The sequence below is a fragment of the Mucilaginibacter sp. genome (genome assembly GCF_041663085.1).
Taxonomy (GTDB): Bacteria; Bacteroidota; Bacteroidia; order Sphingobacteriales; family Sphingobacteriaceae; genus Mucilaginibacter.
Map to the genome: position 1 here is coordinate 42630 of NZ_JBAZRC010000010.1, position 16917 is coordinate 59546.

The following is a 16917-nucleotide window of genomic DNA, read 5'->3' on the forward strand; positions in this document are numbered from 1 at the left end:
AACAGCTACCAGGGGCTTGATGCACCTTCATTAATTGCACATCATTAATTCTAAACTCATGGAAAAAATACTCGTTACTACCGATCAGTCCGTCAATTCAAAGGCCGCCATACGTTTTGCCATTAAACTGGCCAAAAAACGCAAAGCGCAACTGATCATTCTGCATGTTTACCACCTCTTAAAGCCCTTTAAATGGAGCGACCACGCCTTTGCGGAGTATACCGATACCTATGTAAAAAAAACAGTGGAAGAATTAACATCGTTCATTGCCGGCATCTATCACGATATCAATGAACCAGAAATTAACCATCAATTGGTACTGGTATCCAATATCGATGTAGTGGATGGGATAATGGATTACGCCAATAAGCATAATTGCTCCTATATCTGTATCAGTACCCGTGGTGCCGGTACGTTTGCAAAAATATTTGGCACACACACAGCTAAACTGATCAGCAGTTCTTCTGTGCCTGTTTTATCTATTCCGAGTTCTTACCATTTAAAAGAATTATCGCACATCCTCTATGCGTCGGATATAACCGATTACGAAAACGAATTGAAGAAGGTTGTGGACTTTGCCAGGCCCCTCAAGGCCACAGTAGCAATGATGCATATTTCCTATCCTTATGAATTCGCGTTTGACAAGGAACTGGCGGAAGCAACGCTGAAGAAAAAGACTGCTTATCAGGTAGCCCTGTTAACCCCGGAAAGGGACATTACACGTACTTTGCTTGAAGACATCGACCACGCGATAAAGTTATGCAAACCTTCTCTACTGGTATTGTTCACCCACCAGTCAAGGTCCATGTTTGAAAAGCTGCTCTTCCCGTCCACTGCCGAGGAGTATTCTTTTTACGGCAGGATTCCCTTGCTTACCTTTAATAAACAGGAAGAACAGTAAATGAAATACCCTTTAGATCACCCTTTTTCATTAACTGTAGCAGAGGTGGTTGGGCTGGCTAAAACAGACGGCCGGCAAGGAATTTCCGAACACGAGGCGGCCAATCGCAGCAAAATATATGGCCCCAATACCTTTCCAACGCAAGCGCAGAAAAGTATCTGGCTGATCGTGCTTGCACAGTTCAGGAGCCCGATCGTTTACCTGCTGCTTTTTGGCGCGGGTGTTTCACTTTATTTTAAAGATGTATTAGAGACCGTAGCTATCCTGGCTGTTATTGTGATCAACGCGTTGATCGGCTTCTTGATGGAAATGCAGGCACGCCGGTCGATGAGCGCGCTCAAAAAAATGGATGTGATCCTGGCTAAAGTTATCCGTAACCGCGAGACGAGAACCATTCCATCTGAAGCATTGGTGCCGGGCGACCTGGTATCACTGGAAGCCGGGGATATCATCCCGGCGGATGGGCGTTTAATAACTGTTAACCGCTTACAATGCGATGAGTCTTCGCTTACCGGCGAATCGCTTCCTACAGATAAAATGACCGAAACGCTCCCGGCGGATACCGTTATCGGGGACCAGCGGAACATGGTTTTTAAGGGCACTTCTGTAATTAACGGTAACGGCGAAATGGTGATTACCGGCATTGGGGCGTATACGCAACTGGGCACTATTACTTCATTGGTGGAAAACTCGGCAGATACGATCACCCCGCTGGACAAAAAACTGAACAAGCTAAGCCGCAAACTGATCTGGATCACGCTGGCCATGACCGCAATATTTGCTATAACTGGATTTATCCAGGGTAAGGCGCTCTTAACCATCATAGAAACCTCGATCGCGCTGGCCGTCGCCGCTATTCCCGAAGGTTTGCCGGTCGTAGCCACGGTGGCATTATCCTACGGCATGCTGCTCATGGCGCGGCGTAATGCGATCGTCAAGAAATTATCTGCTGTGGAAACCCTGGGTAGCACCGGGGTGATATTAACAGATAAGACAGGCACCCTTACCGAAAACAAGATCTATACAGATACTTTCGTGTTCCCGGAGGAAACGGTTAAGGTCCATATCGAAAATAACCGACTGAAATTTCCGGGTGGTGCAATCAAGGTAAGCCAGGAAAACTTCGACAACCTTTTATTAACCGGGATACTGTGCAATGATGCGAATGAAACGAGCGGAGATCCGGTAGAAGTGGCATTAATGCAGCTAGCACTTGCGGCAGGTTTGGACCCGGCAGCATTGTCAGCAACGTATGTACGTATAGCAGAAGTGCCATTTAATTCGGAAATTATGATGATGGCCACCCTGCATCAGGGGCCATACGGATACTTTGCTGCGGCCAAAGGCTCAGTTGAACACTTATTGGAAAAATGCAGCCGGGTACAAATCGGCAGGCAAATTGAAATTTTGGATGCCGAAACCAGGGAGGCTATTCTTTTAAAATCCAATAAAATGGCAGCCAGCGGGTTACGGGTGCTGGCTTTTGCCTGCCGGCAGGATGACCTGCTTGATGCGCATAGTTATTTGAATGACCTGGTTTATATCGGGATGGCCGGTTTTCTCGATCCGCCCCGAATCGACATTAAAGGGGCTATATTTACCTGCAGGCAGGCCGGTATTAAAGTGGTAATGATCACCGGCGACCATCCGCAAACCGCATTGAATATTGCCCGGAAGGTAGGCCTGATCGATGAGGACGACCAGGCGGTCATCACGGGGAAAGAACTGCCGAAAGCTGAACTAATAACAAAAGAATGGCAGCAGCGTATCCTGGATACCGCTGTTTTTGCACGCATCTCTCCTAAGCAAAAACTGGAGATCGCTGAGGTGTTCCAACAGGCCGGATCTATAGTGGCCATGACCGGTGATGGCGTAAACGACGCACCGGCCTTAAAAAAAGCAGATGTAGGCATTGCAATGGGCGTTCGTGGAACTGAGGTCGCAAAGGAAACGGCAAGCATTATATTAAAAGACGATTCTTTCATTTCGATCGCACAGGCGGTAGCGCATGGCCGGGAGATCTTTCAGAATATCCAAAAGTTTGTGGTTTACCTGGTGTCATGTAACCTGAGCGAGATATTCATTGTGACTATTTTAGGTGTAATAAGCCCCACAGCAACCTTACTGCCGCTGCAGATCCTCTTCCTGAATATGGTGACCGACATCTTCCCGGCGCTGGCGCTCGGTTTAGGCACCGGTGACAGAACCGTTATGTTGCGGCCGCCAAGGGACCCTAAAAAGAATATCATTACTAACAAGAAATGGCTGGTGATTTCACTGTATGCTGCCGCCATTACCTCATCTGTGATCATCGCGGTTGTTTATTGCAAAGAAGTGCTACATGCCGATGACCGCAGCTGTAATAATGTAGCATTTATCACCCTAACCTTTGCCCAGCTATTTCATGTATTCAATATGTCGTCGGATGGTTCAGGCTTTTGGAATAACGAGATCACAAGGAATAAATGGGTCTGGGCAGCTATTTTGATCTGCAGCGGCCTAACACTTATGGTCTTTGCTGTGCCAGGTTTGCGGTTGGTTTTAGGGCTTTCGGTACTTTCTTTTAAATTATGGGCAACCGCTTTGACCGTCAGCCTGCTGCCGCTGGTCGTTTTCCAGGTATATAAGATCGTTCAAAATAAATAGCTAAACTTTCATCTGGCTTTTTAACGGCCGGTCATCGCCCAGCAATACGCCCCATTGCTTGTAATTTTCGGTACGGTCAAACACAAGCTTTAAAATAGACAGTACAGGCATGGCCAGGAACATGCCTGAAAGGCCTGCCATCACACCTCCGGCGATAATGCCTACAATGGAAACCAGCGGGTTGATTCTGACCTGCGAACCCACGATACGCGGCATTAAAATATTATTGTCCAGGAACTGAACAACCGTGATCGTGGCCAGAACGATCAGGACATCTGCCGGGCTCTCTGACGAGGCCAGGGTCAGCAGCACGCCCAGAATATTTCCGATCAGGGCACCCAGGTAAGGGATCAGGTTCAGAAAGGCAAATATGATACCGATCAATAACGCATTTTGGATACCGAAAAGCCATAAGCCACCACCCAAAAGAATAATGATGTAGGTGATCTGTATCAGCAGCCCGACCAGATAGTTTTTGACCATGCCCTCGGTCTGCCGGATGATGTCTTCGACTTTTTGATACTGTTCTTTTTTGAACCACATCAGGATGAACCTGATAAAGAGATTCCGGTATAACATGATAAAATAGATGTAGATCGGCAGCAGGCCGAGAAAGATAATGATGCCTGATAATGACCCTGCTGCGCCGCTCAAAACACCGCCCAGAGAGCTAAATAATTTCTTGCTCTGCACATTGATAAATTTCACTTGTTCTGCCGGGGAGTAGCCGAATGACCGGCTGATCCAGATACTCAGATCATCCAGGTGTTTGGCTACAGTACGCTGGATTTGCGGAAAATCGTCAAGTAAAGCACTCACCTGACTGGTGAACAGCCAGATAAGCAGCGCCACAATAACCGTTAATAATAAAATTGGTAAAAAAACAGCGATCACTTCAGGCACCTTTAATTTCCTAAAAAAGCGAAAAACTGGTAAAAGTACCAGGCTGAAGAAGAATGCCATCAATAAAGGCATAATGATCGTATTTCCAGCTACTATGATAGTTCCTAAAACAAATAGGCCAATGATTTCTATGGCCCGTTTTACGGTCACCGGCATTTCTTTTACCATAAGGTACAGTTTTACGCTTTTTGCAGTGCGCGTTTTTTTATTACCCAATATAAACCTTTTATATCAGTTTCCCATTTAGGGATTATAATGACGAGCGCAATTTCCTCCAATAAGTCGAGGATGGTTAGGGCTGATACGCAATAAAACAAAGCATAAACAGGTTGTGGCAGCCAATAGAAAAGTACAAGGAATATCCCCTGGAAAACAGTAACAAATTTAGCCAGGTAGGTGTGGAAACTACTGATCTTATGATAACGGATCAGCGCAAAACAGATCTGGGTTATAAAAAGCAATACTTGCACAACTATCAGCACCAATTCTTTTCTCAGAAAATCCGGGTTCACTAAAGTTATACCGAAGATCGCCACCGCGATGGTCAGGTCGTCTGAAACTGAATCCAGAATGGAACCGAAGGCGCTGGTCACTTTATACCTGCGGGCCAGGTAGCCGTCGATCGCATCGGTAAGGAAACTTACCACCAGCAGCCATTTAAAAACGGCAATATGGTCATTGAATAATAAGGTCAAGAGTACGGGGGCTGCCAATAACCTGTAAAAGGTGATCGCATTAACCATATAATAGCTGGGTTTATGCATAGTGCTGTTCGGCATGCATGCTTTAATCATTATCCTTGCCATTTCCATCTTTCACCGGGGATGCCGTGTTCGTTCCAATTTCTGTATGCCTGATCTGCCCGCCTAAATAACCGGTCCTTGCGATCAGCCCGAAACCGATTAATGAGGCCGCAAGCGCAAGCAGTGCCAACGGCCTGGTTAGGGAAGTGCTTTTTAGGGTGACGAAAAGCCCGGTCACAGCAATCACGCCAATAACAATTAAGCCGATCAACGAAGTTAAGGCAGACTCCGCATGTTCTTCGATCATATTTTTGGATATGCCCTGTAAATGTTCCACCGTTTCTTCGGCGCCTTCGCCCGTTGCATAAGCTATACCGGCTCCTATAGCAGATATGATCAAAAGGTTATAGGCGGCAATCAAAGTTGAATTGCTTTTTCTCCATATCCCATGGATCAAAACAAAAGCACCCAGCGCAGCGCCTATGATTGGCAGGTGGGTGATCAGCAGGTGGATGTGCGTCTGGCTCATAACTTTTTTTATCGAAGATCAATATTTAACCATGCTGTTTAAGTAATTGTCGTCAAGCGCATTAATGATCTTTGTCATTTATTTTAAGCAGGTAAAACGCCAATTTTATGATCTAAAATAATGCCGTTATGAAAACGACCCTGATGCTTACTGATTTTTCGGAAAATGCGAACCATGCCGTAAAAACCGCCGCAAGAGTCGTCCCTCAATTGAAGGCGGATAACCAGCATATACCACTAATGGTTATTCCGTCAGAAATGAGCTGAGCAGGCCCGTAAATTCATGATTGATCTATCAAACAAATGGCAGTAAATAATTTTAACATACCCGGGCTAAGCAACAGGGATGTAATTGCAGCAAGGTCAAAGTATGGGGCAAACAGCCTGTCGTTTAAAAAAGAAAACGGATTTACTGATGCCCTTAAAGGGCTGGCAAAAGAGCCAATGGTGATCTTACTGCTGGTTACCTCTTGTATCTATTTTATTAGCGGAAAAGCCGGCGATGGTATTTTTCTGGCTTCGGCAATTGTGCTGGTTGCAGGTATTTCATTATACCAGGACTCCCGAAGCCGGAACGCACTCGAAAAATTGAAGGACTTTTCGCAACCAAAATGTAAGGTCATCAGGGACGGAGAAATTTTAGAAATAAAAAGTGAAGAGCTTGTGGTTGGCGACAGCCTGATGGTAGAAGAAGGAACTTCGATAACCGCAGACGGGATTATCGTGCATTCAAATGATTTTTCGGTTAACGAAAGTATCCTCACCGGTGAATCCCTGCCGGTATATAAAGATAAGGCGGCTGATGACAATTTAGTTTTTCATGGCACCACCGTAGCAAGCGGCCTAGCTATCGCTACCATAACCGCTATAGGCAATAAAACCCGGCTGGGAAAAATTGGAAAAAGCCTGGAATCTATTACAGAAGAGAAAACCCCGCTGGAAATACAGATCAACAATTTTGTAAAAAAGATGGTGATTGCCGGCCTTATCGTGTTCCTGATTGTGTGGGGCATTAATTATCTCCATTCGGCTAATTTTTTAGACAGCCTTATTAAAGCGCTTACCCTGGCCATGAGCATTTTGCCCGAAGAGATCCCGGTTGCATTTACCACCTTTATGGCACTGGGTGCCTGGCGGCTGATGAAAATGGGCATCGTGGTAAAGCAAATGAAAACAGTAGAGACCCTGGGCAGTGCGTCTGTGATATGTACGGATAAGACCGGCACCTTAACCGAGAATAAGATGAGCCTGGCGAAAGTATACACCCTCCAAGACAATCGAATAGCTGACGCAACGGGAAAGATAATTGACAGTACAGAGCAAGAACTGATAGCACTGGCCATGTGGGCCAGCGAACCGATCCCTTTCGATCCTATGGAAATTGCCCTGCACGATGCCTATTCAAAAACAGGCCTTGCCGATGAGCGTCCGGGTTATAAAATGATCCACGAATATCCGCTGGGGGGTAAACCGCCTATGATGACCCACCTGTTTGAAAATGCAATGGGACACCGGATTATCGCGGCTAAAGGCGCGCCGGAAGCATTGATCAATATCAGTAATTTAAAAAGTAGTGAGAAAAAGCAGATAGACGCCGCAATTGAAGCAATGGCTACGGAAGGGTACCGGGTACTGGCCGTAGGCGAAGCTGATTTTACAGGCAACAGCTTTCCGGCTACCCAGCAGGAATTTCCCTTTGTATTTAAAGGGCTTGTCGCCTTTTATGATCCGCCTAAGAAGAACATCAACGCTGTGCTGCATAGCTTTTACCAGGCCGGTATTGCGGTTAAGATCATTACCGGCGACAATGCAGAAACCACCGGCGCTATTGCCAGGCAAATTGCTTTTCAGGGAACTGATAAGTGCATTAGCGGAGATAAACTAATGAAGCTTTCAGAAAAAGAGCTTGGAGATGAGGTAGAAACAGTGAATATTTTTATCCGCATGTTCCCGGATGCCAAGCTAAAGATCATTAATGCCCTAAAAGCAAAAAATGAAATAGTAGCAATGACGGGAGATGGGGTAAACGACGGGCCCGCTTTAAAAGCCGCGCACATCGGTATTGCCATGGGAAAAAAAGGGACCGAGATTGCGAAGCAGGCGGCTTCATTGATCCTGCTGGAAGACGACCTTTCAAAAATGGTTGATGCTGTGGCGATGGGCCGGCGCATTTACACCAACCTGAAAAAGGCGATACAATATATAATTTCAATCCATATCCCTATCGTATTAACCGTGTTTATACCGCTGGCTTTGGGTTGGATCTACCCTAATATCTTTTCGCCGGTGCATATTATTTTCCTGGAATTGATCATGGGGCCGACGTGTTCGATCATTTATGAGAACGAGCCCATGGAAAAAAATACGATGCTGCAAAAACCACGTCCGTTCAGTACCACTTTCTTTAACTGGAAAGAATTAACGACCAGTATAGTACAGGGGCTCGTGATCACTATCGGAACGCTGGCATCCTACCAATATGCCGTAAACAAGGGAGCAGATGAGCAATTGACCCGTACCATGGTGTTTACCTGCCTGATAACCGCTAACATCGTACTCACCCTGGTTAACCGGTCATTTTACTATTCATTGTTTACCACCATCAGGTATAAAAATAATTTGGTTTTAATCATTATTGGGGTCACCCTGCTTATCTCGGCTTCATTGATCTATCTTAAACCGTTAGCCGGCTTCTTTGGCTTCGAACCGCTTAATATCTATCAGCTGGCGATAAGTATGGCTATCGGCTTTATCTCGGTAATATGGTTTGAGTTGTATAAATGGCGGGCACGCAAAAGTAAAGGGGCATGAAAAATCGGACCTGTTTAAATATACTGCTGGCGCTTTTAGCGTCCCTTGGCCTGGGCGCCTTAGGAGGTGGCTTTGTGCTGATGATTTCTCCTGATGGCGAATTGATGGGCATGCCGCTTTCTGTTTTAAAACCATCTCCTTTTACCAGTTTCCTAATCCCGGGAGCCATATTATTCACGGTTTTAGGTATCGGCCCTTTGCTGATCATAGGCGCGCTGATCAAAAAGCCAGCCTGTACTACCGCAGAAATGATCAACTGTTTTAAAGATATGCATTGGTCATGGACATTCACCATCTATATGGCGTTTGCCTTAATGATATGGATACAGCTCGAAATGGTGTTTATCCAGGCTGTTCATTGGTTACATACCTGCTATATTTTTCTCGCTATCATCATGGTATTTGTTGCGCTGTTGCCGCAAGTGCGACATTTGTATCAAAAAAAGCCGGTTATTAAAAAGGGATAGGTATGAAAACTTTAAAATTTAATTTCTGCCACCCAGTTAAAGTGAATGCGCACCTGATACCACTTAACGGAACCTGCACAAAGTGCTTGCACATGAGTGTTGACAGTGACGAATCGGATTTGGTAGAGATCCCGATAGACCAATGCGGCGACGGGAACTGGAGAATTGAACTGGAATGGGAGTACCATAACGAGTGGTTCCATCATAAAAAAGAGTTCGGGGTCAAACGGAATAAATTACTGTATTAAAATGGATGTAACTATATGATGACCAGCAACATGAATGGACGGATTTAACCTGGAGCGTATCGGAATCATTATGAGACCGGAACCGGGAAATGACATGGAGATTGAAGGCGTACTAAATCCGGCTGCGATACGCGGGCCTGACGGCAACCTTTATTTATTCCCACGGCTTGTGGCGAAAGGGAATTATTCCCGTATCGGCATAGCAAAAGTAATATTCGATGAAATGGGTGACCCTGTTGGTGTAAAGCGGCTTGGTGTTGTATTAGAACCCGAGGCTGAATACGAAAAAAGACCCGAGGGTGGCGGGTGCGAAGATCCCAGGATCGCTTTCTTTGAGCCAATAGGGCAATATATCATGACGTATACGGCTTTTTCCTCAAAGGGGCCGCGCATCGCACTGGCAATTTCAAAGGACCTGCTGCACTGGGAACGCCTCGGGCTTGCAGACTTTGCCGATTATAAACTGATTACTTTTAATGACGTTTATAATAAGGATGCCTGCATCTTTCCCAAATCTATGACGAGCCCGCATGGCGATACTTCCATGGTAATGCTGCATCGCCCGTTATTTCCGGGCACCACGCCGGAGGACATCATGTGTGACCCGGAAGACCGCAGGATCAGGGACCACCATGAATGTATCTGGATATCCTACAGCGATCTCATGTTAAACGGAAGCAGGGCAGAACACTTACAGGAGTTTGAATCTAACAGCCCGCTGGCACTGCCTGAAGCGGCTTGGGAAAAGATAAAGATAGGTGCGGGGACACCGCCTGTATTGTGCAAGCATGGCTGGCTATTGGTTTATCACGGGGTACACCAAACCCTGCCTGTCGGCGACGAGCCGCATCATTTGATCTATTCGGCCGGCGTCATGATATTAGATATCAATAAGCCCGATAAGATTTTGTATCGTTCGCGCTTGCCTATACTGGAGCCGATGCTTCCGGAAGAAAAGACCGGTATCGTACAAAGTGTTGTTTTCCCCACCGGCATTGACCGGCGCGATGACCTGGGCACGCCTAACCGATTTGATATTTATTACGGCATGGCCGATAATTACATCGGGGTAGCGCGATTGGACATTCCCGATGAATTGCAATTCCATTAAATTGAACAAAATGGAAATCCTAAGTTTTCGCAACGTATTAAATGACCAGGAGTTTATGATAATATGATCTATATCAAAAACGATTGCTTATTAATTGTTACTTTTGAAAAGTTTGAAAAAGTTCACAGCCATATTGCTTTTAACAGCGTACCTGTTCTCAACAACAGAACTCCACCAGTTGCTGAAATTGCCATTGGTATTTGAGCACTTTGCCGAACACCGAAAGGAAAATAAGAACATTTCATTTCTACAATTCCTTGATCTGCATTTCATGCATGGCAGCCCCAGGGATAAAGACTACAGCGAGGACATGAAATTACCTTTTAAAACGGCAGACAGCTGCACGGCAACCATATCACCCGTGCTGATGCCACAATTGGTACAGGCTTTAGGTATTCCCGTTATTATCCCTACGGAAACGAAGGTACGCATCTTAGATGCCTGGTTTAACCCTTCCTCTTATTTATCCAGCATTTGGCAGCCGCCAAAACCTTGTTAATTAGTTTTCCTTAAATTTATTAACTGTACTTAGCGTAGCTATTTCTGCCATGCGGTATTTTTTAAATTATTAATTTTTCAAGATCTTATTTTATGTTAAATCATATTATCGCTTTTTCCGTGAGGAATAAGCTGATCGTTGGGCTTTTTATGATTGCCCTGATCGGCTATGGCGGCTATCAGTTTACCAGGCTGCCCATTGATGCCGTACCCGATATCACCAATAACCAGGTACAGGTAATTACTATTGCCCCATCGTTTGGGGCTACCGACATCGAACGTTTAGTTACTTATCCGATAGAACAGGCTAATAACAATATTTCGGGCCTTAAAGAGATCCGGAGTTTTTCCCGTTTCGGACTTTCGCTCGTGACTATTGTTTTTGACGACGCAACAGATGTGTACTGGGCAAGGCAGCAGGTTGCCGAACGCCTGCAAAAAGTGCAAACTCAGATCCCGGCTGGCATCGGAACGCCCGAGCTTGGCCCCGTAAGTACCGGGCTGGGTGAGATTTACCAATATGTGGTACGCCCTAAAAAGGGGTACGCAGGTAAATACAACGAAACAGACCTGCGCACCATACAGGACTGGATCGTTCGCCGCCAGTTGCTTGGCGTTAAAGGCGTGGCCGAAGTGAGCAGCTTTGGCGGAAAGCTGAAGCAGTACTCCATCGAAGTTGATCCTAATAAACTGCTTTCGCATAATATTACCATAACCGATGTATTTAAAGCGTTGGAAAATAACAACCAAAATACCGGCGGTGCTTATATAGAAAAAGGCCCGACAGTATTATACATCCGAAGCCAGGGGTTGATCGGGAGTATAGACGATATCAATAACACGGCTATTAAAAATACGGCCGATGGATCGCCGCTTTTTATCAAAGATGTAGCCGATGTAAAAATTGGTTACGCTACCCGCTACGGCGCAATGTGCTATAACGATGAAGGTGAAGTAGCGGGTGCGGTGGTAATGATGCTGAAAGGCGCAAACAGCAGCGAGGTAATTAAAAACGTAAAGGAACGTATCGTTCAGATACAGAAGACCTTGCCCGAAGGCGTGGTGATCGAGCCGTTTCTGGACCGGACCAAAATGGTGAACAACGCTATCGGAACGGTAGAGCGTAACTTGCTGGAAGGCGCGCTGATCGTGGTATTTGTACTGGTATTATTCCTCGGAAATTTCAGGGCAGGTTTGCTGGTCGCATCCGTGATCCCGCTGGCTATGCTGTTTGCCATCATTATGATGAACCTGTTTGGGGTAAGCGGTAACCTGATGAGCCTGGGGGCCCTTGACTTTGGCCTGATCGTAGATGGGGCGGTCATTATTGTAGAAGCGGTAATGCACACGCTTAGTCATAGCAAGCATTTCACAAAGGTTGGTGTATTGAGCCAGGAAGATATGGACAAGGAGGTGAACAACTCCGCCAGCAAAATGATGAACAGCGCGGTGTTCGGCCAGATCATCATCCTGGTGGTTTATCTGCCGATCTTCACTTTACAAGGCATCGAAGGCAAAATGTTTAAGCCAATGGCGCAAACCGTTGCCTTTGCCTTATTAGGTGCCTTCATTTTATCGCTTACTTATATCCCGATGATGAGCGCCGTTTTTCTGAGTAAGAAGATCAAGCACAAGCCCAACTTTTCAGACCGGCTGATGGCTAAGGTTGAAAGAGCGTATCAGTCAGGCCTTAAGCGCGTAATTGCTTTCCCTAAAGTGGTTTTGCTAACTGTTTTCGGCCTGTTCATATTTTCGGCCTATATTTTAACGACACTGGGTGGCGAGTTTATACCCGCGCTGGAAGAAGGCGATTTTGCAGTAGATACCAGGGTATTGACAGGCAGCAGCCTCAATACAACCATCGCCAATACTCAAAAAGCAGCTCATATTTTAAAAACACAATTCCCTGAGGTAGAAAAGGTGGTCACCAAAATAGGCAGCGGCGAAGTACCGACAGACCCCATGCCGATGGATGCCAGCGACATGATGGTTATTTTAAAGCCTAAAAACGAGTGGACATCGGCTAAAACCTTTAATGAACTATCTGAAAAAATGGGGAAAGCCTTACAGGCAGTGCCCGGCGTTACCGCGGGTTTTCAGTTCCCGGTTCAGATGCGCTTTAACGAACTGATGACCGGTGCACGCCAGGATGTAGTTTGTAAAATATTTGGCGAAGACCTGGATACACTTGCGGCTTATGCGAATAAGCTGGGTAAGATCATCAATACCGTAGATGGCGCTAAAAACCTGTATGTTGAAGCCGTTTCCGGGATGCCGCAGATCATCATCAACTATAACCGCAGTGCGATAGCGCAATACAACCTCAATATCACCGACATTAATAAAGTTGTGAATACCGCTCTTGCAGGGCAAAGTACAGGAACTCTTTTTGAAGGTGAAAAGCGTTTTGAGGTAGTAGTAAGAATAAGCGGTGAACAGAAAAAAGACTTGAAAGATATACAAAATTTACTGATACCGACACCGCAGGGTACGCAGATTCCTTTATACCAGCTTGCTGACGTGCAGATCAAAGATGGCCCAAACCAGATACAGCGCGAGGATGCCAAACGCAGGATTGTTGTTGGATTTAATGTTCGTGGCAGAGACGTGCAAACTATTGTAAACGAACTACAAGCCAAGGTGGAAAAACAACTTAAATTTCCTACGGGATATTATGTAAGCTATGGTGGTGCCTTTGAAAACCTTAATGCAGCCAAGCAACGACTGATGATAGCAGTGCCGGTTTCATTGCTGCTTATCTTTTTACTGTTGTATTTCGCTTTTAACTCTATTAAGCACGGGCTACTTATTTATTCTGCAATTCCATTATCAGCTATTGGAGGTATCCTGTTCCTGGCATTGCGTGGCATGCCCTTCAGCATCAGCGCCGGGGTTGGTTTTATCGCACTATTTGGTGTGGCCGTACTTAATGGCATCGTATTAATATCTGAGTTTAATCAACTAAAAAAACAAGGTATAACCGATTTGAAAAGAATTGTTTTAATGGGTACCAAAGTAAGGCTCAGGCCCGTTTTGATGACCGCATTTGTGGCTTCACTGGGTTTCTTCCCCATGGCTATCAGTAATGGTGCAGGTGCCGAAGTACAAAGGCCTTTGGCCACGGTAGTTATAGGTGGCTTATTGATAGCAACTTTCCTTACGTTGTTTGTATTGCCTGTTTTGTATATCATGTTTGAGAAAGGTTTCAAAACCGGGCTCAGCAAAACAACAACTGCCTTGGTTTCCATCGTCTTATTGACCTTCATCAGCCAAGCCTCCAATGCACAGGCCCCCATTACACTTAAAGCAGCTATTGATACGGCTTTAAAAAATAATTTGCAGGTAAAACATGAACAGTTAAAGGCAAAATATCAGCAAATGCTGGTTGGTACTTCGGCTAATATCTCCCAGGCAACGCTTTTTGGCGAAGTTGGGCAGATCAATAGCAGTTATAGCGATACTAAATTTGGCATTTCACAGTCGTTTAGCTTCCCCACAGTGTATAACAGGCAAAAGGAATTGTTCAAAGCGGAATGGAGCAGCAGTGTTTTAAATGTTGCGGTAAACCAGGCCTTGTTAAAAAAACAGGTTACGCAAGTGTTTTATACACTAATATATTTAGAAGAGAAAAGAATGCTGTTGCAACATACTGATAGTTTATACCTCGGCTTTTATAAAAAAGCGGAACTACGGCTGGCGAAAGGAGAAACCAATATACTTGAGAAAGCCAGTGCCGAAACCTTACTGGGCCAGGTGCAAATGCAGCTAAATCAACTAAAAGAAGATGCAAGCCTCATGCAGTTACAATTCCAGCTACTGCTGAACACCACAGCGCAGTTAACGCCCGATGGTTCTGATCATCTATTAGCCCCTGCAATGGCCATAGACACGCTTAATTTAACCGAACACCCCGCAATAAAGTTTATTGCGCAGCAACAACAGGTTGCAGATGCCGCAATCCGGGTGGAAAAAAGCCGGCTTTTGCCCGATCTGTCTATAGGGTATAACAATACCAGCATTAAAGGTATTGGTGCCGATAATAAGCTGTATAATGGCTCAAACCGATTTAGTTCGGCACAATTAGGTATTGGCATCCCCATTTTTACCGGAGCGCAAAAGGCTAAAATAAACAGCGCAAAGATAAACAAACAAATAGCAGAAAGTAATTATGCGGTAGAGGTACAAAAAATGACATCTGCTTATCAAGCTGCAATTTTTCAATACCGTAAATACCTGCAAACAGTTCAATATTTTGAAAGCAAGCCATTAAAAAATGCGGCTTTAATAACCGGTACCGCCGGCCAGCAAATAGCCGCCGGGAACATCAACTACCTTGAATGGGCACAACTGGTTAACCAGGCCATCACCATCAAAAATGATTACCTGGAGGCAGTACGTAACCTCAATGAGGCCATCATCCAACTTAACTATTTTTCAAACAAATAAAAACCTGATCATGAAATCCATCATATATCTGTCAGCGGTCATAATTCTTTTATCAGCCTGTGGCGAGAAAAAAACCGCACCTGATAATGCGGGCAAAGCAGTCAATCCCAACATAGTAACCTTAACAGCTGCACAGCTAAAAAATGCAGCTATAACTACCGGCAAAATCGGCCAAAGGGAAATATCTTCTATTTTAAAACTCAACGGAAAAATTGATGTTCCTCCGCAAAATATGGTTTCCATTAGTGTACCGTTAGGAGGGTATTTGAAGTCAACAAAGCTTTTGCCGGGTATGCATGTCAATAAAGGTGAGGCTATCGCAATGATAGAAGACCAACAATATATCCAGTTACAGCAAGATTACCTTACAGCTAAGGCCCGGATCGGATACCTGGAAAATGAATACAATCGTCAAAAAGATCTTAACCAAAGCAAAGCCAGCAGCGATAAGGTTTTTCAGCAAGCTGAAGCAGAATTTCGGAGCCAGCAGGTACTGATCAGATCCTTGGCCGAAAAACTGCAACTTATTGGTATCAACGTGCGAAATATCAATGTGTCCAAAATATCGAGAAGCGTAAATATATATTCTCCCATCAATGGTTTTGTATCTAAAGTAAATGTTAATATCGGCAAATATGTATCGCCAACGGATGTACTGTTTGAGTTGGTTAACCCAACAGATATCCACCTGGCGCTAAAAGTATATGAGAAGGATCTGGATAAATTATATATCGGCCAAAAGCTGGTGGCCTATACCAATAATGAGCCGGCAAAAAAGCACGAAGCCGAGATATTGCTGATAGGCCGCGACCTCTCGGCCGATAGAAACGCTGATGTACACTGCCATTTCGAAACCTATGACAAAACACTGGTTCCGGGTACTTATATGAACGCGGAAGTACAAGTTAAAAATGCACAGGCATATGCCATAGCTAACGACGCAATTGTTCAGTTTGAAGGTAAACAGTATATCTATAAAGTTATCGGCAACCGACAGTATGAGATGACCGAAGTTAAAACAGGTGAAACTGAAAATGGCTTTACAGAAATTATTACACCCAACAATGATATGCTATCGGGCGTGTATGTTACCAAGGGGGCGTATTCTCTATTAATGATGATGAAAAATAAGGCAGAATAACGCATTGGCAACACGGCCTACCAGGAAATTGAGTTCTACACTCCGAGTTTATCCAACTCGGAGTGTAGAAAAATTAAACTAACGGCAATTAAGAAGAAAAAAAGAGGAAAGCAACTAAAGGCCAAAGCCAAAATATAAAATGATATATTGGACTTTAAAGGGCAAATGGATGCTTAGAATCAGTGTTTTAGTTAAACCTATATTTACCAGCAAACTATGCGACTATTGAAAAACTATGCGAGAACTGTGCGAATAAAAAAACCCCACTCGCCAGAGTGGGGTTAAATCATTGATTTTGAGGCTCCTGAGGCTGGGCTCGAACCAGCGACCCTCTGATTAACAGTCAGATGCTCTAACCAGCTGAGCTACTCAGGAGTGTTTTCCGATTTGGAGTGGTGCAAAAGTATGATTTCTGAGGTAATTTCACAATATTTGCACAAAAAAAATTAAAAAATATTTTACATGAGTTTGTTA

13 protein-coding genes and 1 tRNA gene are annotated in these 16917 nt (G+C 44.8%); 10 read left to right on the forward strand and 4 right to left on the reverse strand.

Annotation, left to right across the window (positions count from 1 at the left end; translation table 11 throughout):
* The first annotated feature begins 58 nt into the window (after positions 1-58).
* Both WC615_RS04485 and WC615_RS04490 read left to right on the forward strand, forming a co-directional pair.
* Positions 59-901, forward strand: coding sequence for a universal stress protein (locus WC615_RS04485; RefSeq protein ID WP_372976940.1), 843 nt, complete (start codon positions 59-61; stop codon positions 899-901).
* Entirely contained in the window at positions 902-3547 is a 2646-nt protein-coding gene (locus tag WC615_RS04490) for a cation-translocating P-type ATPase (protein ID WP_372976941.1), read from the forward strand.
* Here WC615_RS04490 and WC615_RS04495 read toward each other — a convergent pair whose 3' ends face one another.
* From WC615_RS04495 to WC615_RS04505, 3 genes are read right to left on the reverse strand one after another with little or no spacing between them, the layout of a single operon-like run.
* A complete protein-coding gene (locus tag WC615_RS04495) occupies positions 3548-4618 on the reverse strand; it encodes an AI-2E family transporter (protein WP_372976942.1) in 1071 nt (356 codons plus the stop codon).
* 11 nt (positions 4619-4629) lie between these two features.
* Positions 4630-5193 carry a CDP-alcohol phosphatidyltransferase family protein gene (locus tag WC615_RS04500; protein ID WP_372976943.1) on the reverse strand — a complete coding sequence of 188 codons (564 nt, stop codon included), beginning with the start codon at positions 5191-5193 and terminating at the stop codon, positions 4630-4632.
* 43 nt (positions 5194-5236) lie between these two features.
* Positions 5237-5722, reverse strand: coding sequence for a hypothetical protein (locus WC615_RS04505; protein WP_372976944.1), 486 nt, complete (start codon positions 5720-5722; stop codon positions 5237-5239).
* A 128-nt stretch (positions 5723-5850) separates the two neighbouring features.
* Here WC615_RS04505 and WC615_RS04510 point away from each other — a divergent pair, with 128 nt between their 5' ends.
* From WC615_RS04510 to WC615_RS04545, 8 genes are all read left to right on the forward strand, one after another.
* Positions 5851-5988: a hypothetical protein gene (locus WC615_RS04510; RefSeq protein WP_372976945.1), complete on the forward strand. Its 138-nt coding sequence runs from the start codon at positions 5851-5853 to the stop codon at positions 5986-5988.
* Between the two features lie 36 nt (positions 5989-6024).
* Positions 6025-8532 (forward strand): cation-translocating P-type ATPase, encoded by a 2508-nt coding sequence (locus WC615_RS04515; protein ID WP_372976946.1) that lies wholly within the window; start codon positions 6025-6027, stop codon positions 8530-8532.
* A complete protein-coding gene (locus tag WC615_RS04520) occupies positions 8529-8999 on the forward strand; it encodes a hypothetical protein (protein ID WP_372976947.1) in 471 nt (156 codons plus the stop codon). Before WC615_RS04515 ends, WC615_RS04520 begins: the two co-directional genes overlap by 4 nt.
* A 2-nt stretch (positions 9000-9001) precedes the next feature.
* Positions 9002-9247 (forward strand): hypothetical protein, encoded by a 246-nt coding sequence (locus WC615_RS04525; protein WP_372976948.1) that lies wholly within the window; start codon positions 9002-9004, stop codon positions 9245-9247.
* A gap of 70 nt (positions 9248-9317) precedes the next feature.
* Complete coding sequence (locus tag WC615_RS04530; protein WP_372976949.1) at positions 9318-10358, forward strand: glycosidase; 1041 nt, start codon at positions 9318-9320, stop codon at positions 10356-10358.
* 112 nt (positions 10359-10470) lie between these two features.
* Complete coding sequence (locus WC615_RS04535; RefSeq protein WP_372976950.1) at positions 10471-10857, forward strand: hypothetical protein; 387 nt, start codon at positions 10471-10473, stop codon at positions 10855-10857.
* Between the two features lie 92 nt (positions 10858-10949).
* Positions 10950-15302 carry a CusA/CzcA family heavy metal efflux RND transporter gene (locus tag WC615_RS04540; RefSeq protein WP_372976951.1) on the forward strand — a complete coding sequence of 1451 codons (4353 nt, stop codon included), beginning with the start codon at positions 10950-10952 and terminating at the stop codon, positions 15300-15302.
* A gap of 10 nt (positions 15303-15312) precedes the next feature.
* Positions 15313-16443, forward strand: coding sequence for an efflux RND transporter periplasmic adaptor subunit (locus tag WC615_RS04545; RefSeq protein ID WP_372976952.1), 1131 nt, complete (start codon positions 15313-15315; stop codon positions 16441-16443).
* A gap of 301 nt (positions 16444-16744) precedes the next feature.
* Here the strand turns inward: WC615_RS04545 and WC615_RS04550 are convergent.
* Positions 16745-16818 (reverse strand) — tRNA-Asn (locus WC615_RS04550).
* Positions 16819-16917: the final 99 nt, after the last annotated feature.